Annotated in this window: 20 protein-coding genes; 2 read left to right on the forward strand and 18 right to left on the reverse strand. The window is 46.3% G+C overall.

Annotation, left to right across the window (positions count from 1 at the left end):
* Positions 1-432: 432 nt before the first annotated feature.
* The 13 genes from ACFQ0F_RS05850 to ACFQ0F_RS05910 form a co-directional block, all read right to left on the reverse strand.
* Positions 433-2,103: a hypothetical protein gene (locus tag ACFQ0F_RS05850; RefSeq protein ID WP_379070065.1), complete on the reverse strand. Its 1,671-nt coding sequence runs from the start codon at positions 2,101-2,103 to the stop codon at positions 433-435.
* 485 nt (positions 2,104-2,588) lie between these two features.
* A complete protein-coding gene (locus ACFQ0F_RS05855) occupies positions 2,589-3,107 on the reverse strand; it encodes a hypothetical protein (protein ID WP_379070068.1) in 519 nt (172 codons plus the stop codon).
* 99 nt (positions 3,108-3,206) lie between these two features.
* Complete coding sequence (locus ACFQ0F_RS05860) at positions 3,207-3,647, reverse strand: GNAT family N-acetyltransferase (protein WP_379070071.1); 441 nt, start codon at positions 3,645-3,647, stop codon at positions 3,207-3,209.
* Positions 3,648-3,716: 69 nt separating this feature from the next.
* On the reverse strand, positions 3,717-4,559 hold the full coding sequence (locus ACFQ0F_RS05865) for a bifunctional transcriptional activator/DNA repair enzyme AdaA (RefSeq protein WP_379070074.1): 843 nt from the start codon (positions 4,557-4,559) through the stop codon (positions 3,717-3,719).
* Between the two features lie 11 nt (positions 4,560-4,570).
* Positions 4,571-5,335, reverse strand: coding sequence for an SDR family oxidoreductase (locus tag ACFQ0F_RS05870; RefSeq protein WP_379070077.1), 765 nt, complete (start codon positions 5,333-5,335; stop codon positions 4,571-4,573).
* 192 nt (positions 5,336-5,527) lie between these two features.
* Complete coding sequence (locus ACFQ0F_RS05875; protein WP_379070080.1) at positions 5,528-5,899, reverse strand: hypothetical protein; 372 nt, start codon at positions 5,897-5,899, stop codon at positions 5,528-5,530.
* Between the two features lie 25 nt (positions 5,900-5,924).
* The gene (locus tag ACFQ0F_RS05880) at positions 5,925-6,431 is read right to left on the reverse strand and encodes a hypothetical protein (RefSeq protein WP_379070083.1); all 507 of its coding nucleotides are present in this window, start codon (positions 6,429-6,431) and stop codon (positions 5,925-5,927) included.
* Between the two features lie 79 nt (positions 6,432-6,510).
* A complete protein-coding gene (locus ACFQ0F_RS05885; protein WP_379070086.1) occupies positions 6,511-7,095 on the reverse strand; it encodes a DJ-1/PfpI family protein in 585 nt (194 codons plus the stop codon).
* An 82-nt stretch (positions 7,096-7,177) separates the two neighbouring features.
* A complete protein-coding gene (locus tag ACFQ0F_RS05890; protein WP_379070089.1) occupies positions 7,178-8,716 on the reverse strand; it encodes an RNA-directed DNA polymerase in 1,539 nt (512 codons plus the stop codon).
* A 102-nt stretch (positions 8,717-8,818) separates the two neighbouring features.
* Positions 8,819-9,496, reverse strand: coding sequence for a hypothetical protein (locus ACFQ0F_RS05895; RefSeq protein ID WP_379070092.1), 678 nt, complete (start codon positions 9,494-9,496; stop codon positions 8,819-8,821).
* 87 nt (positions 9,497-9,583) lie between these two features.
* A complete protein-coding gene (locus tag ACFQ0F_RS05900; protein ID WP_379070095.1) occupies positions 9,584-11,341 on the reverse strand; it encodes an ATP-dependent nuclease in 1,758 nt (585 codons plus the stop codon).
* 134 nt (positions 11,342-11,475) lie between these two features.
* Positions 11,476-12,177 carry a hypothetical protein gene (locus tag ACFQ0F_RS05905; protein ID WP_379070098.1) on the reverse strand — a complete coding sequence of 234 codons (702 nt, stop codon included), beginning with the start codon at positions 12,175-12,177 and terminating at the stop codon, positions 11,476-11,478.
* A gap of 69 nt (positions 12,178-12,246) precedes the next feature.
* A complete protein-coding gene (locus tag ACFQ0F_RS05910; protein WP_379070101.1) occupies positions 12,247-12,705 on the reverse strand; it encodes a hypothetical protein in 459 nt (152 codons plus the stop codon).
* A 292-nt stretch (positions 12,706-12,997) separates the two neighbouring features.
* Between ACFQ0F_RS05910 and ACFQ0F_RS05915 the strand changes: the two genes are divergently transcribed.
* Positions 12,998-13,501: a phage integrase N-terminal SAM-like domain-containing protein gene (locus ACFQ0F_RS05915; protein WP_379070104.1), complete on the forward strand. Its 504-nt coding sequence runs from the start codon at positions 12,998-13,000 to the stop codon at positions 13,499-13,501.
* A 582-nt stretch (positions 13,502-14,083) separates the two neighbouring features.
* On the opposite strand, the gene ACFQ0F_RS05920 is transcribed toward ACFQ0F_RS05915, so the two are convergent.
* The 3 genes from ACFQ0F_RS05920 to ACFQ0F_RS05930 are packed head-to-tail and all read right to left on the reverse strand — an operon-like array spanning position 14,084 to position 17,730.
* Entirely contained in the window at positions 14,084-15,709 is a 1,626-nt protein-coding gene (locus ACFQ0F_RS05920; RefSeq protein WP_379070107.1) for a GMC oxidoreductase, read from the reverse strand.
* A gap of 48 nt (positions 15,710-15,757) precedes the next feature.
* Positions 15,758-16,789, reverse strand: a complete 1,032-nt coding sequence (locus tag ACFQ0F_RS05925; RefSeq protein ID WP_379070109.1) for a putative solute-binding protein — start codon at positions 16,787-16,789, stop codon at positions 15,758-15,760.
* Positions 16,790-16,830: 41 nt separating this feature from the next.
* Entirely contained in the window at positions 16,831-17,730 is a 900-nt protein-coding gene (locus ACFQ0F_RS05930; RefSeq protein WP_379070111.1) for a fatty acid desaturase, read from the reverse strand.
* 152 nt (positions 17,731-17,882) lie between these two features.
* Between ACFQ0F_RS05930 and ACFQ0F_RS05935 the strand changes: the two genes are divergently transcribed.
* The gene (locus ACFQ0F_RS05935; protein ID WP_379070114.1) at positions 17,883-18,908 is read left to right on the forward strand and encodes an AraC family transcriptional regulator; all 1,026 of its coding nucleotides are present in this window, start codon (positions 17,883-17,885) and stop codon (positions 18,906-18,908) included.
* Positions 18,909-19,294: 386 nt separating this feature from the next.
* Here ACFQ0F_RS05935 and ACFQ0F_RS05940 read toward each other — a convergent pair whose 3' ends face one another.
* Positions 19,295-19,975: an IS6 family transposase gene (locus ACFQ0F_RS05940; RefSeq protein ID WP_379072119.1), complete on the reverse strand. Its 681-nt coding sequence runs from the start codon at positions 19,973-19,975 to the stop codon at positions 19,295-19,297.
* Entirely contained in the window at positions 19,876-21,681 is a 1,806-nt protein-coding gene (locus tag ACFQ0F_RS05945) for a CocE/NonD family hydrolase (RefSeq protein ID WP_379070116.1), read from the reverse strand. Before ACFQ0F_RS05945 ends, ACFQ0F_RS05940 begins: the two co-directional genes overlap by 100 nt.
* Positions 21,682-21,784 lie beyond the last annotated feature (103 nt).

A 21,784-nucleotide genomic window follows, 5' to 3' on the forward strand; every position in this document is an offset into this window, starting at 1 on the left:
CAGGGCTGTCGTACGAAATACTTTCGAGTATCGGGTATGCGAGGATGGGGGCAAGTCTAGCGCTCCTGAGGAATGGCGAGCACCTCAGAGCAAAGCAAAATGGGCATAAGCCCAAATGTTCGTCCATGAAGCATCTGTAATTATTATTTTGCGATGAATTTTACTTTTATCACAATGGTGATGGCAATTCAATTAAATCAAAAAGGTGCGCGACCCAGTCACTGCAAGTATTTGCCATCGCTCCCCTCTTAATTGCTCATGCCATACCTCGTCAGTCATTCGCTGATGCTCGGGGGCAAATGAGCCTCTATATGGCATGAGTTCACGGGTCACAAATTTTTGGATGGCTAGCAACATCAGGCGACTCACTAGACCTGCTTGTGACTGCAGACGCCAATGTAAGAATTAGGCGTATAGCGCCCTATCATTTCGCTAACGCACCAACTGCCTTAAATCACTATCAGTCAGACCTAGCAACCTTAGCTTACTCAACACTTCAGGTGTAGCGCTCAGGAAGTATGGGCCATCAAGCATCGGGCCTGTATCCGTGTTGTAGACACTCACCTCAAGGCCGTTTAAGACGGTGGGTAGCAAGGCCTTTACCTGGACTGGCAATAGTGCCTTCAACTCATGCGGCACTGGAAAGCTCAGTGCTCGCCACTGACCATTCACCTTCGCTAAATACACCATTCGAGGCGAGCTTTCACTGGCGCCACTAGTGCTGCGTGCACTAGCTCTTTGCTCATCATTGTCACCCGACTTAAATGAAATGACTTTGCGATAACCCTTATCAGACATCCATCCATTATTGCAGTAGGACATCATGTCAAAAAAACTACCGCGTGATGACTGAAAGTAGAAGTCACGCCCGGAGTCATAGCCCACACCAATAGGCCCCAATTTGCCATCGGCATAAAGATCATTATCCACTTGGTCGACGCCACCGCAATTAGCATGACCGAGCGACTGCACATGACCCATCTCATGAATAAAAGTTTCAGACCCACGACTTAGCCAATATCCATTGTACGGACCTGAGATTGCGTTGTTATCCACGACAGTGAAGCTTTCTGAAAACATCGCTACCCCGGTTGCCACACCAAGCACACTAGCTGAGCCTGAAACAAAGCGAATATTGCTTGGAAATGCCGCTAAGCATTTGGTTGCAAACCGAAACTGCTCAATTCCGACATTGTGGTCAGAGAGACAATCAAACTCGGCCTCAAATAGGGCTTTCTCCATGATCTTGGAGTCAAAAACATACACACCACCCTCTACACGCAGCGCTTTATTTTTATCTAAGGCATCTAGCGTACGTGCTGGCTCAGTCACAGTGGTTACGGAGCTTTGTGGAAACACACGCTTAATAAGGCCTTCAAGTTCATTTACTGTCGCAAACTGACCGACTTGCCCCTCAAAGCTAATCGGCATGTAAACATATTTATCGGAAACAGCAGGTCGCACGCGCAATGGCCCAGCCGCATACAGTGCGTTAGCCGCAGACGCCGTGGACTGGCGTAATGGATCGACCACTACTTGGTAATCGGCCCAGCTACTGCTTACGTCCACAGAGGAAATACGGGCTACATAGCTTTTGGACAATGTCGTGGCATCACGAACAGTCGGAGCAGTTTGGTTAGCAGCGATTAAGTCGTAACTAGCACAGCTACCTGAGCTATTACCAATCTGTAGGACTGCCTTTGCGGGTAATGTCACATCTTGTGGGCTTACTACATCAACGCGAACGAGCACTGATTTCTCAGCCGCTAGCTGACTAGCAGGGTCAGTCATGTCCTGCTCAACGACCTGCACAAATCGCGTTGCCGTAATGCTCAGCTGACGGTCTGGAAAGCCTCCCGTAGCTTGAGTCAGTTGGCAATTCGACATAGCCGCCGTTCTCGTTAAAGAACCTGCCGGAGTGCCGTCAGACACATCCGGAGCTGGAGTAACTTTCGTAGGCTCAGTTGGAGTTTCAGGCGTTGTTGGATTGGTGGGCGTAGTGGGTGAACCATCAACGACCGTTTTTGCCGAAGAACTACCGCCACCGCAAGCGTTCAACACAATAGCAACAGATACGGCGCTAACAAATTTACTTAGCTTCATAATGAATTCCCTTTCAATGAATAGCATCTAGATTAAGGCCAAACGAAATATTTACAAGTGCTGGACTCTACAAATCAAAGGCATCCAACTTTTCTTCGTCACTTGATGAGTTAAATCAATATGCGCATGCATAATCTGGTCGTGAAACCTTCGCTCACTCGCAGTAATTTGCATATAAGTCATTCTCTGCACTTTTAGATCTTGTGACTTAATTGCGTTTTCGATTGCGCGAGCTTGAGCCTCATCTTTAACCGATAAAAAGCCTGTGTAGTGATCAACTAACCTTGGACACTCTTCCAGCGAGCAATACTACCTGCTCATTTAGCATGTAGCAGATAATGAAAAAGCTAATGGCTAAGCTGTTGAATAAATGATTTTTACAAGATATGCCATAGTATCCTTCGGGGCTTGGAAAACATAACGTTTGGTTAAGAGGCGGGCTTTAGCCCGTCCCAACGAGCGGAGCGAGTGATTTGAACCACTTGTTATGCGCGACCGTAAATTACGTTGCGCCAATAATCGATGGTTACATTCAACGCTGGCAAAAACTCAGACTGAGATCCGTCCTTTCTTCTAAAGACAACAGCAGATCTAGCCGGAGCCTCGCTTGAAGCATGGAAATACTCTTCATCTAGGCCAGACAGAGCCTCATCGTCGGAGATGAGGACTGATTCAATTGAGCCGGAAGAGTTTACGGTGGAGTGAACGGAAGGCCCTTTGCTCGAATCTGTGTATAAGTGTTTGTATGCATTGGCTATGCTGCGAATATCTTTGAACGCGCCGGCAGTTTCTTTAGACAAATGAGCTGCGTACTTTCCGATATCCGAGAATCCACTCACCAAAGCAGGATTATGGCGGTGGTTGAATTCAAAGTAGTGGTCGGCTAGATGGGACGCTGACACCGACGCATTGAATGCTCGACGAACGCAGCCGGGCGATTCGTTGCAGTCATACGCGTTCCCTTCTACGAATGATTCGAAGAACTCGGTTGGTGTCATTCCCATCAGAAACCTCCAAGAACGCCTAGCGCATAACGCCCAGCGCACGGGCGAGCGAAGCGAAGTCCTGCCCGCGGTTTTTGCGGGCAATTGTGCCGCTGCTTGTTAAGTGTTGTATGCATAAAAGTGCCAGGTACTCTTTTTGGTATCCAGTGAGTCATATAACTTTTGTGCCTGCTCATTATCTAGAGCTGTGACCCACTGAAGTCTTGCGGCATGATTTTGTGCTGCAAACTCCCTACAATGCTCAATAAGTTTTTTACCTATACCTTTACCTCGCATTTTTGGCGAAGTGTATAAATCGTTTAGTATGGCGACCTTAGCTGTAATCGTTGATGTATATGAAAAATATACTGTAGCAAAGCCAACAGCTTCTGAATTATCTCTGTATAGAAATTGGCAGCCCGATGAATTACTAGAGCCAAACTGAGAGAAAAACTCTTTATTCTTCAGATCAGATATATCAGCCACCTTGTAAAACTCTTGATAGGCTCTAATTAGAGGTAACACTTCCTCTATATTTTTCTCAGATACTTCCTCAATCACTGAACCCTCCTAAACACTTAACGCCAGCCATCAGCCGCGCGAGATACGAGCGTCGGTTGCATGGCATTGTTATAGCGCAACCGGTTCATCACGCATTTTTTCCCATGTTTGTACCATAAGCTTCTTGGTTGGCCCCCAGCGATACCCCCCCAGCGCGCCACTCTGCTGTATAACCCGGTGACAGGGGATCAGCAAAGCAACTGGATTTGCTCCAATAGCGTTACCAACAGCCCTTGCAGACCTGGGTGCGCCTAGTGATCTGGCTACTTCGGCATAGCTGGCCACAGCGCCCGGTGGTATTTTCAACAAAGCACGCCACACGGCGATCTGGAAATTTGTCCCTGTCACATGGAGCGACAGCGGACCTTGCCCGGAAGCTGTGTCACTGCTAAAAAAGGCATCAATAGCGTGTCGCGTAGATGCCAAATTTTCTCTGATCGAACTGAGAGGCCAATCGTTATACAAGTCATCCAGCAACTCCTCCATGCTATTGAAGTCCATAAACGCTGCCCGGCAAACACCACGCAGGGTTACGGCCACAAACATGGGCCCCAGTGGGGTAGGATGTACTCCATACTCGATCTGTACATCCTTACCTCGATTTTTATACTCGCCGGGCGTGACTGCTTCCAGCTGCACAAAGTGATCATGCAACCTTGAACTGCCGCTTAATCCAAGCTCATGTGAGACATCAAGCAAGGAGCGAGAATTATCAAGCAATCCTTTGCCCCGCTCCAATGTCAGGACCTGTAAAAAGCGCTTCGGCGTAGTACCTGCCCAACGACAAAACAGCCTTTGAAAGTGATACGGACTCAGATGCACATGGGCAGCTATATCTTCAAGGCTGGGCTGATCAATTGCCCGATCAACCAAATAGGCCATAGCGCTTGCGATTCGGTCATAGTCTGACATGGGCCGGCCTCTCAAACCCGATTTATAGATACACCGCCATCGACCAGCATTGCAGATCCCGTGGTGAAGCTGGAGGCTTCGGAGGCTAGGTACAATGCAGATTGGGCAATTTCATCTGGTGTCGCCATACGCTTAAGAGCATGCAGATTATGCACAAATGCCAATGCTTCTGGCGTACTGGCAAACTCACGTCCTGCCGGCGTATCAGTACCACCGGGCAAAAGGGCATTGACCCGGATATTCTGAGGCCCATGCTCTGACGCCAGCACTTGAGTCAATCCAATAAGCCCAGCCTTACTGGCCGCGTAGGCAGCCATGCCCGGCATACCCGCGGTGTAACCAACGAAGGTAGAGGTGAAAATTAACGAACCTCCTTTTCGGGCAGCCATAGCCGGCAGTTGGTATTTTGCGCCCAAAAATGCGCTGGTTAAGTTCGTCGCAATAACTTGATTCCAGGCCGCGAGCGACATCTCTGAGACTGGGCCCATAGCACCCAGAATGGCAGCATTGTTAAAAGCGATATCCAGGCCACCAAAGTGGCTTACAGCCGTATCTACCAAAGCTTTGGCAAAAGCTTCTTCGCCAACATCACCGGCTAGTGCCAGTGCCTGCCCGCCTTCCGTATTGATTAAGTCCACCAGGTCATCAAGCTCCTTCTGTCGCCTTGCAGCCACCACTACGGCAGCACCTTCTCTCGCAAAAAGCTTCGCGGCTGCGTAGCCAATGCCGGTACTGGCACCGGTAACAATAGCGACTTTGTTGGCAAGTATAGTCATCGTTATTCCTCTAGGATCTGCTTACTATAAAAGGGCATATGCCCGAACAGATGCTATGTTAGGAGGCCGAACGACTACTGCCGACCCGAATCTTGCTGTATTTCAATTGCGCTATAACGTTCGTCATAACCGGCGGGATTGGGCGACGCGCCAAAAGCACGTTGACCAAGACCGTCCGTGTTGATGGCGTTGTTATGTGGCGCTTGCCGTTGCTTTTGACTTTTTGTTGTCCTTGACAGCAAACCAGATACTGGCGCCCGAAACAACAATGAGAGCAAGCAGGCCCCAAGCCATACTCGAACCCGCCTGCACGAGAAACAAAAGGCTAATTCCTGTGGCGATACCGGCTGCAATTATCCGAAGTTGGTGCTGTTCGAGCCATGACAACGCTGCGTATGCCAGCGACGATAGTAAAAGCAGATATGCTATTCCTCCAATGTGATGACCGGCTTGGTGCATTGTCATCAACTGCCCCATGAATTCCTGATCCCATGCCGCAAGCGGCATGAACCAGAGAATGACACCCGCCACTCCAAGAAGAACGCCTTTAACTTTATTATCCATACATATTTCCCTTAATCGTTATGTCTTATAGCTGTGAATGCTCGCTTTTTTTCTTTTGTTCTTGCTCTTTGTTTGATTGAGCCTTATACGATTTCCAAAGATCTTTATTGCTGTAGTTCATTTCCATTTGGAAACTCATGTGCGGTGCATCAAGAGTAATTTCTGTGTTGCCGTCTACCAGCTTTGCGGATTTGTTGCCCACAAATGGGATGTTTTTAGAAACAAGCTGATACTTGTTGCTAAGGCCACTAAGAAGGCTGTCAAATTTACTTTTTGGCAAGGTGGTCAGAACAGCGAGCAATTTGCCATCAGTACTGAAAATTACTGTGGCTTTTTGTAACCCATCGAAATCTATGCCCGATAGGTCATACATTTCACCGCCACTGTATTTATTGATGCCAGTTTTTTGAGCGCTATATTTCGCTTTGACATCCTTAATAGTTGCCTTTCCTATTTCCAGGCCGAATGGCGAAGGATCAGCTATTGCGACCATTGGCATAGACAGAAGGGCTGCGATTACGATTTTCTTCATTTTTCGTTTCTCCTGTCGTTTTTTTAAACATAACGCTGAGCGAAGCGGCGGCTGAAAGCCGTCTGGCTTACGCGGTTGGTTATGTGTTTTTTGTCCATGCGAACTCCATCTGATGCGCCGTTTTCGCTGCCAACTCCTCGCTGTGCAAGCGACTCACCAAATGTAAGCTCATATCGATGCCAGCAGATATCCCGCCTGAACTCACGATATTCCCCTCATCGACCCACCGGACACCGTCGACCACGTTGAGCCGGCTAAACATGTTCCGGAGATCCGGAATGTCCTCCCAGTGAGTGGTGACTTTGCAGGACAAGGACTGAACGGCTTGCGCGAGCAGAAAAACACCAGTGCAAACGGTAGCGATGAGTTTCACAGAGTGCGCCTGGCCCTTGATCCAATCGGTGACCACTTTATTTTCCATTTCAGTAGTGTGCACCCTGCCTGAAATTACCAGCACGTCCAGCAGCGGATGATCCTCAACAGAGTAATCGGGAAGGACTTTATAGCCGGCTCGGGCCGACACCACGGCATTGTGTTCGGCAATTAAAAATACCGTGAAGGCTTTGTTTCCGTCACACAAGCGCGAAGCGGTGGAAAACACTTCGAACGGCCCTGAAAAATCGAGCACTTCAGCCTCAGGGTAGATAAAAATGCCGATGTTCAATCAATGCTCCTCAAACACATAACGCCGCGCTCTGCGGCAAGTTTGGAGCGCAGCGGAAAACTTGTCCGACAGCAGCGCCTTGTTAGGTGATTTTGGGTGGATTAAATACATCTAGATGCTCAATCATTGTTATCTTCTTGGCTATTGTTTTACAGCCTACGAAAATTTTGTGCTCTTTACAGTCTTTAAATACGTTACCGCGATTGTTTAGAATTGATCGCGTAATTGGATCTTTGTATTTAGGCTTGGTAGACAGAAATTTGTCCAGCCCATTACTTACAAGAAAGTAACTAATCCACGATATAAGGTATTTATTCCTCTCCTCTTCTTCGGAAAGAGTGATTAGGTAATCTTCGAGATATTCTACGATAGTGTCTTGATGGATAAACCCGAAATCGCTTCTTAGCACTCCCTCTAGAATTGCAATTATTTTTGGAAACGCTTTAATTCGTAGGCTTCCTAGCATGATCAACATGCTAATAACCTTCTGCAAGTTAAAGTCACCGACCTTTATTTTTAGTTTTCCGCCCTTGTCGACAATATCCGCGAGAAATCGCTCAATAACACCAGTTCCTGTGCATTCTTTATCGATTCGGATTGTCGCTAAATACAGCTCCCGAAACTCTTTCCATGAGTATGACTTTTTCTTAACTGGGTGAACGGCATGATATTTAGACACCCACTCTCTAAACAACCCATCAGGAAGGAGTGAAATTGTCGTTTTTTCATCACTTAGCTCTAAGCTATATTCCTTTAGCGAAGCCTGAAGAAATTTGATAATTCTCTTTGAGTCAGATTCAGACTTGGTTAGTATCCGATAATCATCTTTGAACCTAACAGCTTCGCACTCCACCCCAGAGTCCCGAACCAATTTGGTAAAATTAACATCGACAGCTGAGGCAACAATCTCTGCGATCACATCTGAGACTACTGGCCCAATCGGAACTCCATTAGTACAGCCATCATTGGCATTTTGAAATAAGCGATCTAAGCGGTTCCCGAGAAGCTTGTAGCTGTGCATGTTCGCGGGTTTACGGATGAATTTCTTTCCGTGTATTGCCCAAGCAATACTGTGAGTATAGATAGATGGGTAAAAGCTTTTTATGTCTGCCTTAACTATATATCTATATTTATAAGCTTCAGAGGCAATATCGTCATCAATCATCCCAATAAATTCATAAATGAGCCTGCCGCTTCTAAGATACCCGACTCTTCCCGGATTTCGAGAGTCTATTGGTATTGGAAATGTGTAAGAAGTAACCTGACTGTTTTTGGGAACCATCTTTTCTACAATCGTTAGCCAATTTGTAGAAATGTGATAAGCAATATCATTGTGAATCTCAGGATGAATTAATCCAAAGTTGCGATCAGTATATTCAGTTTTTGGAAAATGAACATTCAAGCACTCAGTCCTTGGCACTTTGTACTTTTTACCTCCACCTGTAACTTTCGTGTAAACCTTTGGCTTGGCTGGTCTCTTATCAACGACAAAGCAAGGCGGAAGAACGTAACTCTCGGGGAAATAGCCTCTCTCACATAACCAATGGTACACATCTGTTTTTTTGAGTGAACGAGCAAGCCGCTTAGTCGCCTTTCTGTGTTCTTTTATTGAATTGCTCAATTACAGCTCCATTGCTTATTCTTAGCTTTCACCTAACGCCCTACTCACGTGTCGGTTTGGAGCCGCGAAGCGGAGGAAAATCGGTCGCTGTGCAGCCGATTGTTATATTTTTCCACCAACATAAAGTGAGGCCCATACCGCCGCCCCACCTAGGACCAAAATGAGTAGACGCTCGGAAAATACTATAAGCTTTTGTCTGTATGTAGACTTATATCTAAAATCATTGAAAACCAGATACTTCCGATATAAGTAGTTGCTCAGACTTGAGGCGGAATGCTGCGCGGTGCAACTACAATACTTCAGATAAATCGAAAAGTGTTTTCTTATACACTGAGCTGTTATTTGAGATGGATTGTGATATTTCCCAATGATTATTTCATTTTCTTCAATTTTTCCTGCATCTGACTGATAAGGACCCACGAACACAAAAACATCGCCAGATGGCCCTTGAGAGTACCAGAGCTGAGCATTTCGCTCAGAAGCAATTTTCAACGCTTTAGTTTCTGGATCGATCACGCTTATTCCTAGCAATCTGTGACCAGTAAAGATATGAGTAGAATTAATATGTTGAGAGCTTATCAGGTTAGATTTTCGTATGGGGTCATTGTCTTTTGCCCTGCTGATATAGAGTCCGCCCAGTAGGTTCATGCTATCTTTATCAGATGTGACACTCTCAAATTCAGCTTGAATTCGCTCATCCATGAAACGCCAATTAACGCGCCTAATCCACGCATTAATTGAGTCTCGTTTTATTATCTCTGCCGCTTCTTTCAGCTTCATAGATGGCTCAAAAAAATATAACGCCCGCACTTGCGGTTGGTTTGGATCCCAGCGGAAAACCAGTCCGACAACATGCGCTTGTTAAATTTACGTACTTAACCATTGCACTAAATCTGTCAATGTATTCGGTTCTGGACAGGTAGTTTGCAACCCATTTGTATCAACTAAAGCTTTGAACTGGGCCCATGCTAACTCATCTTTGCTCGTTGTACCTATATGAGCCTCAATTGCACCTTTAGTCCAAACCCAAATACATTTAGCTTTCAACCGATTATGAAGATTCTCAATATGTATTACAGCATCCGGTTCGTTGGCAAAAATTTCGAAAGCTTTAGCCGCTTTAACAACTCCGTTCTTCGGCAATCCATTGGTATGCAATGTGATTAGACCTTGCTGCTCTAACCGCTGAAGAATTAATTTGGATGCGTTGATGTCAGGATCGTTTGTTTGTAGGAATCCATCGGAAACCGCGCCTGTATAGGCATAATCTAAATCTACAATAGCTTTAGCTGGGAGATCCATTGCACCAAGAATTTCTAATGACTTCCTTGTATCTCTAACTCCACTCTGCGCTACAAGGGCTAGTTTTTCTTGACCTAGTGTTTTACCTGAGATGCGTTCAAAAATGTAAGGCAGTAGGCGTAGTTCAGTTTTACCTTCAGTTAAAATAACCTGCTCTGAAAATAACACTTGCGTGGAGTGGGATAGACTAAATAGCTGTTCCATCTGATGCGTAGAATCTGGAACAATCATCTGTATTGCATCAGACAGGCGAGTTCTGGCATATGTTCCTCGTTGGTTACACTTACGAATTAATAGTGAGGATTTCGCTTGCTCTGAAGTAACCATCTGTGCGGAGTGTGTAGATAATACTACTTGGTAACCGTTTTGAGATAAAGCGAGTAAAGCTTGTCTTATTTGCTCAACAGCGAAAGGATGAAGGTATAGCTCCGGCTCATCAATTAATAGCAGCGTAGTAGAGAGATTCGCTCCAGCACCTCGCTTAACCTCAGCAAGATGCTGAATGAGAGCCATTTGAATAGAGCGCTGTGCCCCATGCCCATATGAGGAAAAATCACGACCTTGATTTTGGTTCTCATAAACTTTAATAGACCCAGATTTGATCAATTCATCAAATGTTGGGGTATCAAAATGAAGCTTAAGACTCATTCCTGGAAATAAATCATCAATTTTTTGATTAACGTTTTGATCGATTACAGCAAGCTCTCCAAACCTCATGTCACCATCGCTAGATATTCTTCTGCTAACTTCACTAAGGTGACCTGCCAGCTCAGTTCCATGAGCTGTTTTTACTGGCTCTAGAAACTCCGACAACAGTTTCCCTATCGTCGTCGTACTCTTAGCTTTGGAGGCATCCTCTGCAGCATTTTCCATCGCTCCAATTCTAATTGGCTCAGGTAAAAGGCTTTTCAGCGCATTATCAATTCCATTTGGGTTAGGAACCCAATCCTGCGCGGCCTCATTCCAAACAGAAATATTAATCGTTGCAACTTTGGCATTAGGCGTAGTTTGAACTCTTCGAACTCTTAACTTTCCATCGGAAATATAGTTTACTATCGATGAGCGATGGTTTTCCGCCATTTGATCTAGAATATCTTGCGATATGCCATCAATGATACCTTCGACCTCAACAGAAGAAGCAGGATTAAAAAAATCCTTTGTATCGAGGCTTGTTTTTCTCAAAAGCCATTGGATTGCAGTTAATGCGTTTGACTTTCCAGCATTGTTATATCCAATCAAAGGAGTATATCCAGAAAGTTTCAAATCAGCATCAATGCATGACCTAAAGTTTTTTATTCTTACCTCTGATAATTTATGGGACAAAAATCTCTCCTTGATTTCGATTCAGGCTATGGAAATTTAACGCCCGGCTAACCGCGCAAATGTTTGATGGCGGCTTTGTTGCGCTTATTTGAAATAAAATGTGGCAGCGAATATTTTTCCGATTGAGCCGCTTGTTATGTGAAGTTTTTGGCATACTCCCTCAATTTATCTATATTTTCGATTGGTTGATCGAAGTCTTTAGCCTCAAGAGTTTCAAGTTTGTGCACTGTAATATTTCTAAAGCTCTTAGTTTCTTGCCATAGCTCTTTAATAAGCCTTTCAGCCTTATAGAAAATTAGCGCTCCTGGCCGTTGATCGGGTAAATTAAGTGACTTAGCTCGATCTATTAACTCGTGTTCGAAAACACCCCACTTACCTAAAAACACACCTAATTTCTTTTGAATCTGGCTTTCTGATACCAAAATAAGCTCAACTTTAAATAGATTTTGAAATAAGGTTTTAGCCAAAGACAAGTATGTTTCAACTCTAGCAACTTCTACGGTTATTCCATTGCCCGAATGGTAGAGCTGATTCCTAATTCTGTGATACCACTCGATTTCATCAAGGCTAACACCGGTAAGCTTTTCACCTGCAAACTCTTCAAGTAAATCAAGCAAGGCAGGAAACGAGCTATTTGCTTCTTCAAGCTGTTTGCGCGAAGGCTTGCCGCCTTTTTCTTTGCGTCGAGGCAGCCCAAGATAAGTTTTAATCATTAGCTCAACCGCATTATCAATACTAATCATAGCGATTCGTCTATCAAAGTCACCGTCATGCGCAATATGATCTACAGCGTGCTGAAGTAATTCTTTCGGTCCTTCTGACCAAGGTCCATCCATCGTTTTACCTCTTACACATAACGCCAAGCTAAGTGGCGTGCGTTAGCGCGTCCTTGCTTAAGCGTCTTGTTATGTGTTTTTACGGACAACTGTTTGATTAACAATTCTTAAGTTTATTTTTTGCTTCCAAGTCATCTGCTTATCCGACAGCTTTCGCTTGCGACGAGTTTGCATTAAAAAGTGATACTCATTTTCGTAGATATAGCCGAGTTGATAAGCATGAAGTATAAGATCTTCGTTGGCATTGGCTGAGTTATCGGATGCAATTCTCTTAAGACCAGCAAACAAATTACCTGTAGCAATTCCTATAAACTGATTAACACAGACATTTCCAACATGAGTTTTGTTACCGTTCAATTGGTTCTGAATATAACAAAGCTCCTTAATTGCTTGACCACAAGGACAGTTATCCCAATCTTCCTGAATTTCCACACCGACTAGTTTCCACTCATTTTTTGCTACATGAAAATTGTCGGAATTCGAAAGTGGGAGTATATGCTCGCTTAATCGCTCAAAATTATGTTGCACGGCCTTTCCTTAGTACCTATATGACACATAACTTAGTTTATACCGCAGGGTTGCGGCGTAATAATTTTGATCTGCTGCATAAGACAGGGTAGCGTGGGGAAAGTTCAAAGACATCAAAGCCTTGGGAACTTGAACACAGCATTCCTTGCCATCAAATACCGCACATCCTGTGTCGTAAAGCATGCCATGCCGTTTTGTAGGCGACAGTCTCGCTGCATAACAAAATTGACTGGCGAAACTAGGAAACCGTGACTAGCTTTAACTACATGATTCCACAAGGAAGCGGAAAGTCATGTCATCAGCAGCCCCAGAAAAAGACCGCATCCCTGCCCCGCCATCATTGCTAGAGCAAGTGCTCCGCCGCGTGCGCGCCAAGCATTTGAGTCGGCGTACTGAGCAGGCGTACACGCACTGGATCAAGCGCTACATTCTCTTTCATCAGAAGCGACATCCAAGCGACATGGCCGCCGCCGAAGTTGAAGCCTTCTTATCTTGGCTAGACAAGATTGCCCGCGCTAAACCGCGTGTACGACGACCTGTTGTGCTGTCGCATCAGGAAGTAAGTGCCTTGCTGACACACATGCATGGAGTCACGGGTCTCATGGCTCGTTTAATCTATGGCGCTGGCAGGCGCCTCATGGGTGGCTACGATATTCGCACGGTACAGGAGCTGCTGGGCCACACCGATGTGTCCACCACCATGATCTATACGCATGTGCTGAACCAAGATGGTCGCGGGGTTATTAGTCCATTGGACAGCTGCGTTGGGCAGGCTACCGCCACTCAGTTGTCGTAGTGCAATGAGAGCGGCCCATCCTTGGAGTCATTGCGAAGAGGTTGGTTGGCACATCCTAGCCAGTACACTGACGAAGGTGGTGTGCGGCCGCATTCCCTGCGAAAGCTACAGCTAGTTTCTACCAAACAGCCCTTCATTTTGGCAAGCAGAATTTCTATGCCTCCAAATGACATCATGAACGCTCAGATTCAAGCAAGCAGCCCCATGGTGGGAAAAACGGTGGGATTTGAAAAAAACACGGTTTCCAGAAACGCTGAAGCCCGCTTACTAGGCGGGCTTCAGGCAAATCACTTGGCGGTGGGCACAGTCTTGAGCGAACTCGTCTGCGCCCTATTTCCCTGCTAACAGGGAAGTATCAGGGACTTTTACCGCAAAATTACTGCCTCACTCCGCTTCACGCCCAGTATTTAAGCCTATCTATACAGCTTTACGAAAACGTTAACAGGGAAGTCCGCCATCACCATCAGGGCAAAGTAACAACAAGATCAGGGGTAAAATCCGTTTGAATTCGCGGAAATAGACAGGCCCAAGCTTGGCTTACTACGAGCAGATGGCGCGGTAACCTTCCATTAATTACTTGAATTAGGAGCAAATTTTATCAGGGATAAAACTCATGGCCCGCTCTGCAAGCGCAGTAATGGTTAAGCTTGGATTTACCCCCAGATTGGCTGCAATTACGGAACCATCAATTACATACAGATTGCGATAATTAAAAACTCTATGCTGTGAATCTATAACTCCATCTTCTGCTCTGCTCGCCATATTGCAGCCGCCCATGCAGTGAGCCGTCATCGGGACATTGAAAAATATTTCACTAAGCGAGCTCATACCTACGCCCCCCGTAGCAGCGGCAGCCTTCCTTGTGAACTCATTTGCCGCAGGGATAAAGGTAGGAATAGGGGCACCATGAGTGCTTAATATCTTCTTAAAAGGCCAATACCACGGCCGAGTCCACCGCATATCAAGATGACCTTCCAAAGCTTGCATCACTAGGAAAATTACCGTTTCACGCGAGAAGCGATAAGGAAGCACGGAGCGAATTGCGGCAATTGGGCGAGTTAGAAGCAAGCGAATAAATGCTAATAGCCAGTACAGCGGTCGGCTAGCGCCCGGCCTCCCTGCGGTCAGAGTTGTTAGCAAACTGCTCAATAGGTTGGAGCCATCCGCGTAACGTACAGCCTCGACATGCGTATGCTGATCTATATAAATACCAGATCCGATAGCTACACCTTTAGACATATCTTCTTGGCTACCGGGGTAACGCACACCCAAAATCGACTCAGCATTTGTGCGAACACGTTTGCCAAGGCTGGCTGAGATATTTGGTAATGACCCAGAGTCACGCAATGAAAATAATAGTGCCTGGCTACCCAGTGATGATGCTGAGAAAATCACCTTGCCTGCTGTGATATGTCGAACTTTAGGCTTCCAACGAGAGAATGTTGGAACAGTAGAAACGACATAACCATCAGCACCATCCGCGCAGTCATTCAAAGGCCTCACATCAATAACTTTTGTTTCAGCGCAAACAGTTACGCCTCGCTTCTCTGCCAAATAAAGGTAATTTTTATCCAATGTGTTTTTAGCATTGTAACGACAGCCCACCATGCAACCACCACAACCTATACATGAGTTACGCGCAGGGCCATCACCTTTAAAGTATGGGTCGGGATACTCCGTCCCAGGATCGTCACCTTCTTTGCCAAAGAAGACGCCTACATCGGTATAGTAAAAGCTGCCCCCAACTCCCATGGCATCTGCCATTTCTTTGAGCTTCGCATCAGCTGCAGCGGGGCGCTTATTGACCGTAACACCGAGCATCTCCTTCGCACGCTCATAATGCGCCGGCATCTCCGTATGCCAATCTGAAATCCCTGCCCAACTACCTTCCGCCCACACACTTGTTGGTGGAATCAACAGAGTCTGAGCGTAAGTGATAGATCCGCCGCCAACCGCATTGCCATGCAAAATCATGACATGGCGAAAAAGCCGTAAGCTAAGAAAGCCACTCAGGCCAAGTACGGGCTGCCAGAGATAGTCCCAGAACTTCCAATTCGTTGAGGGCAGGTTTTCTGGTGTCCAGCGCCGACCTTGCTCCAAAACACACACACGATAGCCTTTCTCGGCTAGCCGAAGTGCTGACACGCTGCCTCCAAAGCCAGAGCCGATGATCAGGTAATCGTAATCAAGTTGATCTGCTTCGTTCATATCTAGCTCTTGGTGTTCTGTAACTACAATGAGTATCGCTGTTTAAAATTACCAATTCTCAGTATTAGCACTGCACTCTGAATCAGCTGAACTGATGCTGCAGCGAACGCGCTTGATGATCTTCAGGCCAGGCTTGTCATAAATGCCCTGCTCAGCAATCGCAATTCGTGAGTCGCGCAGCATAATGGTGTACTTGACCATATTCTCCGGAGTTAAATCACCCCATGTCGCGGTAGGAATATCTTTTTCTGCCTTGTTGATAAGCGACATTGCGCGATTGAATTGACCCAACCAATACTGGCGTGACTTCAGACCAAACCCCTCAGGAAACTTCGTCTCATTGATAATGATTTGATAAGTCAAAATAAGAATCGGGAAGCGCTGAATAGCACCTTTAGTACCGATACCGCGATATAGCTCTAATGGGCGATAAGCCATGGCGGGGGCGGCGATAAAGTCCACGGAACCATTATTAAACTTACCTGCAAAGTTGGTGATATCGGCTGAGACAGGCTGGGCGCCAATTTTCTGAATCATGATGGCCTGCGCTTTATCGTAATCAAACGAGGCAATACGTTTGCCTGCTAGCGCTTCTACCGTGTTGATCTTGCGATCATTAACAACAGGATATGCCGTGCCAAACGGGATGATGCCGGCGACTTCATATCTCTCATTAATCATTAACTTGCTAGCAGCCGGCGAAGCAAAGGTTTGAATGGTTTTTCGCACCGTTTCATAGCTGGCTGGCATATCAACTTTGCCATTACGAATAATGGTAGAGACACCTAAAGAATCGAGCGCACCCGCTGTTGGGTTGAATTGGCGAGTTCGAAAGCCAGTGGCCATCACTGCGTCGCACTCACCTGCTTTCAAATCTTCTGTGGCTACGCGCTCATCGGTGTAGGCTTTGATAGTAATTTTAGCGCCCATGGATTGAGCGGCTACGGCGTAATCTTTGGCAATATTGACCATATCGCCAGCGCCGCCAAGTAGATCATAAACGCAGAGCCTTTGATTGGCTTGAACTGCTGGCGTTATTAAGGCGGAAATTAAAAAAGCTGGTACTATTAATTTTTTCATATATTTTCTCTTTTTATAATATGATTATTCACGTTAAAACATTAATCTGTATGAGCTGTTATTTCTATTGGATTCCTATTAAAAACTCCAATTACCGGGGCATCATGAGCTCGAAGTGCTGGCTCAATTATTCTAAAAACAGCGTGATACCGATAAAATGGAATTCGTGGAAAAGCATGATGAATAGAGTGTAAGTTCTGCCCTAGCCAAAACCACTCTAGTGGCTTCATCCAGCGTGGCATAATTAAGCTGCTTGTATTTTTATAACGAGCTACTTCTTGATATGGATGGTGCGGGCGATAGGCAAACCAATAAGACGTAAATACGACAGCTATAACATAGGCCATTACAACTAAAAGCATAGCACTTGATACTGGAAGCAGCATAAATAGAGCAGCTCGCCAAACTACTGCTACACTAAGCTCAGCAGTATAGATAAGCTTTCCGCTTAAAGGCATTTCTCCCCAATGATTATGAAGAGGGTAAGTTATTTGATTCCAAAGAAACTTAGAGATTGCTATTATTGCAAATAGTCCACCACGCATAACACCGCTAATAATGTAATCTGGATCTTTATTTGGCTGATTAGTGTACCTATGATGCGTGAAGTGCTCTATTTTATGTGCAGAATAAGGAATTATAAGTAGTTGTGCACACAAGTAGCCACAAGCATCATTCAACCACTGTAGCCCAGTATTATCCCCGTTAATATTATTATGTACTGCTTCATGGACTGGCGTATAAGCCATGTACGTTGTTATGCATACCGCTATAAATGCCAGCCAAACTGGCATAACATTAATTGCAACCAGATAAAAGCTAACGACATATAGCAGCAACACGGCGACGGAAAGCGCAACCGTACACCAAGCAACATGCCCCATATGTACCTTGGCCACAGAAATAGCGTACCTATTATGCTCAGTCAGTGTGCGCTCCATGATGCTTTCCCTATTTATTCTTCGATGGACATACAATCGAAGCTTAGTTTGAGAAGTCACGCTTTAAGAGAGCAGATCTGGCCTATCTACTTGCATTTGTGGCCAGGTGTCTAGATATTGTCGATGCCAAATGAGATGTACTAGGAGTCCAAATGTCCACTGAGCCTGTATTGCACAGCCTCGCTATCAGTCAGGTCATTTTGAACTATGCAAACGCGCAAGGAGCCAGCAATGACGCCTGCTTGCTTGGCACAGAAATCACACAAGCCCTATTAGAAAACCCTGAAGCACTGATAACGCCTCAGCAAGAAATGCGCCTTATCGAAAACATTATGGCATCACTCTCGCACATCCCAGCTCTAGGGTTTGAGCTCGGCATGCAATACAACGTATCAACATTCGGAACATGGGGCTTTGCACTACGAACCAGCAGAAACGTTCGAGAAGCACTCGAATGTGCTATCCGATACTTACCACTAAGTACGGCCTACTGCTCCTTTAAAATCGCCGCCGTGCTAGATGAACTAATTATTTATGCTGATCCTAGCGATATTCCAACTCATCTTCAGCAGTTTTTGCTAGAGCGAGATATTGGCACCACAATTAATCTCATTCATGAGCTTAGCTTCAACGGGCGCCCTATTAAACGTCTAGAGCTTGCCGGTCCGCCCCTGCCATATGTCCATCGTATAGCTGAGCTATCAGGGCTAACTGTGCATAGCCATGCCCAGCGCACAGCAATCATAGTTAATCTTCATGACGCAAATAGACCACTGCCAACATTTGACCCACACCTAATACGTTTGCTTGAGGATCAATGCCGCCACTTGCTGACCAACCGCAAAATAGGCGGCATAGCAGGTCAAGTTCGTCAGCAATTGTTAAGTACACAGGGTTTGTTGGCGTCTTTGGATGATATTGCTAGAGCACTTAATACCTCCACTCGGCAGCTACGCAGGAAGCTAGAGGCTGAAGGTACGAGCTTTAGAATAATTATTGAGGAGACTAGGCAACAATTAGCGACTCAGCTACTCGATATGACCAATATGAAGTTAGATGAAGTTGCCGTGTATTTGGGCTATGCCGATACAGCAAGCTTTTCGCGAGCGTTCAGACGCTGGGAGAATGTCTCTCCAGGGCAGTACCGCTTAAAAATCGGTATAATATCAACAAGTTAACTTTTTAGGTTAGCAATAGTTGCCCTTCACATCGCTATGCGACCATCAGAACATGTCTATAAAGCAGATAAAGTTCAATCAGTATCGCCTACTCACTTGGCGTATTAAACCGCCGAATTGGCTATAAAATGAACATCATTATCACGCCTGACTGCCCAAGGCTTACAGTCATTCATCCACTTAGTTATCAACAGATTATGTGGATAACTCTCGCCGTAAACTCCTCGCGGCTTCAAAGGCAACGGGGCTTGCCTACTAAAGCAGAGGAAGCCCAGTGCCCCCAAAACACAGTCGTTCTATACAAGCGAGGTATCGCTCAAGCCTCTAGCATCCTTTTGTACTGACAAGTTAACTTTTAAGCTTAGCAAGAATTTACCCTACCGCCTTTACGCAACCACCGATCTCCACGTTGCGAACGCAGCCTTCCTGCTGCGTCGATAATGGCTTGCTGAAATTAGATGTCTGCCTAAATTGAATTGATTAGATACTGCTGCATGATTCGTTAGGAATAGCTTAGCCTGGCTCTGCGACTTGCAACGCCTCATGCCTCGCTCTTGAAATCGCGTCAGCTCATGCGACTGCTCTGCCCTATTATTGGCATACTTACTCGTGTCGTGATGAGCGGAAGGCATTAACTCACGCTTAGAAACCCTATAACTCGCCAACTTATCAGTGACTATTGTTCGTGGTTCGCCGCCATTGCTGCGCAATAAGCGCCTAAAGAACTGCCGTGTCGCCGCACCATTACGGCGACTCTGAACATAGACATCGACTACTTCGTCATCCTGATCCACGGCTCGCCACAAGTAGTGCTGCTTTCCGTTTATCTTGATAAATACCTCATCAAGATAAAACGTATCGCCAAATCCGCGATGTCTTTGCTTAAGCTTACGAGCATAGCTAGGTCCGAATTTGATACACCACAATCGGATCGATTCATAACTGACAGGGCACTGCCTGCTCAGCCTTATTGAGCAGCGCGCATTGCTACCAATAGATCGCTTGCAGGCAGAACTGGCAGTAATAGTCGCGATGGAGTATCGCCACCGACAGACACAACGTTTAATCCGGGCACTGGCAGCATATACATGGCAGCGCCGGTTAAATACACGCGTAGTCGATGGCCTGCTTGAAAGCGATTGCCGATAGGCCAAAACTCTACGTGATACTTTCTATTTTGCATCGGTAGCGCGTAAGACTTCTTACTGAAATCTGCATATGGCTGCACGATTTCGCCAGAACTATCGCGCACAGTGCGCTCCTCAACAAGCTTAGGATAGCCGGCTCGCAGGCGACCAACAGCTACCGGATGAGCGCTGCCATCTGGCCATACATCAGCGATTACCGCTTGAATATCACCGTCGGGCAACAGCATGGATAAGTACACTTCTAGGCTAGCGGGGCCCACCACATCGACATCCTTAGTCAATACTGGCGTGGTGTAGGTCAGCGATAGCGGCTCCATCAGCGCCAGCTCGGTCAGAAATGGCAGCGCGATAAATAGGGGAGCGCCGGCACCATAAATTGTCGCCGTGGTGTTGGGATCGGTAGCGGTCGGCAATGATGTGAGCGCAGGGTATGGCTGCAATGCTTTCTTTTTTATTGGCGCCGGAGCTAACTTTCCGTCGTTGATAGACTTTGCGCCACCGCCGCGACTGGCATCGAAATACAGCGACTGCCAACGTGTGCCGGGCACCGGCCAATCTGTTGCATCGATTTTTGTAAATTGGCCATCTAGCGATGCTTTATAGCTACCGTGGCCAACCAGTATCTGCACCTTCGGCTCTTTATCGATACCGTTTTCAATGCCTAACAAATAGCGATCAAACCAGCGCTTATATTCTACGAATGGGTCAGGCCCATTTTTCGGAAAGCCATCGTGTGCGCCAAAGACTCGCAAATGAACGGGCACGCCAAGATCACGCAGCATCTTATAGCTTTCGAATGGCCCGCGTGATTCGACATCATAAAACCCGGTGTCCGCCAGCACAGGAAATACATTTGGCCCAGGCCGTTGTGTGCGTGCCTGCCAGTAGGCATCCTCAGATTGGTGCAGCAAAAGTGCATTTGGCAAGAGGTCGAGCAAGAAGCCTAAGCCAGACTCTAGCAAGTCAATTGGCACTGGATTTGCCATCATTCGATCGGGCAGACTCGCTAATAATGGCGCGCCGACACCAAAACCAACAGCAATCGCGGGCAATATGTTTTGCATACCGCCAGGGAAAAGCAGATCTCGATACAGATCGTTAGTGCCAGCCATGAGCGCAGCGGCATCTACGCACGCTAGCGGCAAATGCATGGAGTTATAGACAGCTATAGCGCTAGCCGAAAAACCATACAAACCAATGTGGCCATTACTCCAAGGCTGATCGCAGGCCCACTCGAGAAACTCGGCAACATCTAATTGATCGCGCGGGCCAACGGCGCTCCAAACGCCTTGGCTGGAGCCTGTGCCTCGAGCATTAACAAACACATGATTGTATGCGGGGCCGAAGTCGGGCACGGCCGAGCCTGAGCCGTAGGGGCTGAACTCAATAATAAGTGGACGCGGCTTTAGCTCATCAGCAGCGGTGATAATTGCTTGAAGTTTTTTACCGTCGCTGGCCTTAAACGTTACCGTTTTCTTAACTTGCGTCGATGGAACTTCTGGCTCGGGATCTGTGACGGGATCTGTGATTGCGGCTAGTGGCGCTTTTGGCGTGGAGGACTCACCACCACAACCTACTAAAAAAAGCGCAACTGTACCGGCCAAAGCCCACCGTAAAATTTGCATATAGCCTCCAGACACTTTTATCGGGCAAGCCCGTAGTTTGTGTTTCAGCATATGCCTAACCGCCTTTTCCGCAGGGCTTAAAACGAGACAGAAATGATATCTA

Origin of the sequence: Paraperlucidibaca wandonensis (genome assembly GCF_042677145.1) — a bacterium.
GTDB lineage: Bacteria > Pseudomonadota > Gammaproteobacteria > Pseudomonadales > Moraxellaceae > Perlucidibaca > Perlucidibaca wandonensis.

Excerpts from the sequence above, each read along its gene's own strand:
- ACFQ0F_RS05855 (WP_379070068.1), bottom strand. The coding sequence starts at position 3,107 with ATGGGAATGACACCAACCGAGTTCTTCGAATCATTCGTAGAAGGGAAC.
- ACFQ0F_RS05915 (WP_379070104.1), top strand. The coding sequence starts at position 12,998 with ATGTCATCAGCAGCCCCAGAAAAAGACCGCATCCCTGCCCCGCCATCA.
- ACFQ0F_RS05920 (WP_379070107.1), bottom strand. The coding sequence starts at position 15,709 with ATGAACGAAGCAGATCAACTTGATTACGATTACCTGATCATCGGCTCT.
- ACFQ0F_RS05935 (WP_379070114.1), top strand. The coding sequence starts at position 17,883 with ATGTCCACTGAGCCTGTATTGCACAGCCTCGCTATCAGTCAGGTCATT.
- ACFQ0F_RS05870 (WP_379070077.1), bottom strand. The coding sequence starts at position 5,335 with ATGACTATACTTGCCAACAAAGTCGCTATTGTTACCGGTGCCAGTACC.
- ACFQ0F_RS05875 (WP_379070080.1), bottom strand. The coding sequence starts at position 5,899 with ATGGATAATAAAGTTAAAGGCGTTCTTCTTGGAGTGGCGGGTGTCATT.
- ACFQ0F_RS05945 (WP_379070116.1), bottom strand. The coding sequence starts at position 21,681 with ATGCAAATTTTACGGTGGGCTTTGGCCGGTACAGTTGCGCTTTTTTTA.
- ACFQ0F_RS05930 (WP_379070111.1), bottom strand. The coding sequence starts at position 17,730 with ATGGAGCGCACACTGACTGAGCATAATAGGTACGCTATTTCTGTGGCC.
- ACFQ0F_RS05925 (WP_379070109.1), bottom strand. The coding sequence starts at position 16,789 with ATGAAAAAATTAATAGTACCAGCTTTTTTAATTTCCGCCTTAATAACG.
- ACFQ0F_RS05905 (WP_379070098.1), bottom strand. The coding sequence starts at position 12,177 with ATGGATGGACCTTGGTCAGAAGGACCGAAAGAATTACTTCAGCACGCT.
- ACFQ0F_RS05865 (WP_379070074.1), bottom strand. The coding sequence starts at position 4,559 with ATGTCAGACTATGACCGAATCGCAAGCGCTATGGCCTATTTGGTTGAT.
- ACFQ0F_RS05895 (WP_379070092.1), bottom strand. The coding sequence starts at position 9,496 with ATGAAGCTGAAAGAAGCGGCAGAGATAATAAAACGAGACTCAATTAAT.
- ACFQ0F_RS05850 (WP_379070065.1), bottom strand. The coding sequence starts at position 2,103 with ATGAAGCTAAGTAAATTTGTTAGCGCCGTATCTGTTGCTATTGTGTTG.
- ACFQ0F_RS05880 (WP_379070083.1), bottom strand. The coding sequence starts at position 6,431 with ATGAAGAAAATCGTAATCGCAGCCCTTCTGTCTATGCCAATGGTCGCA.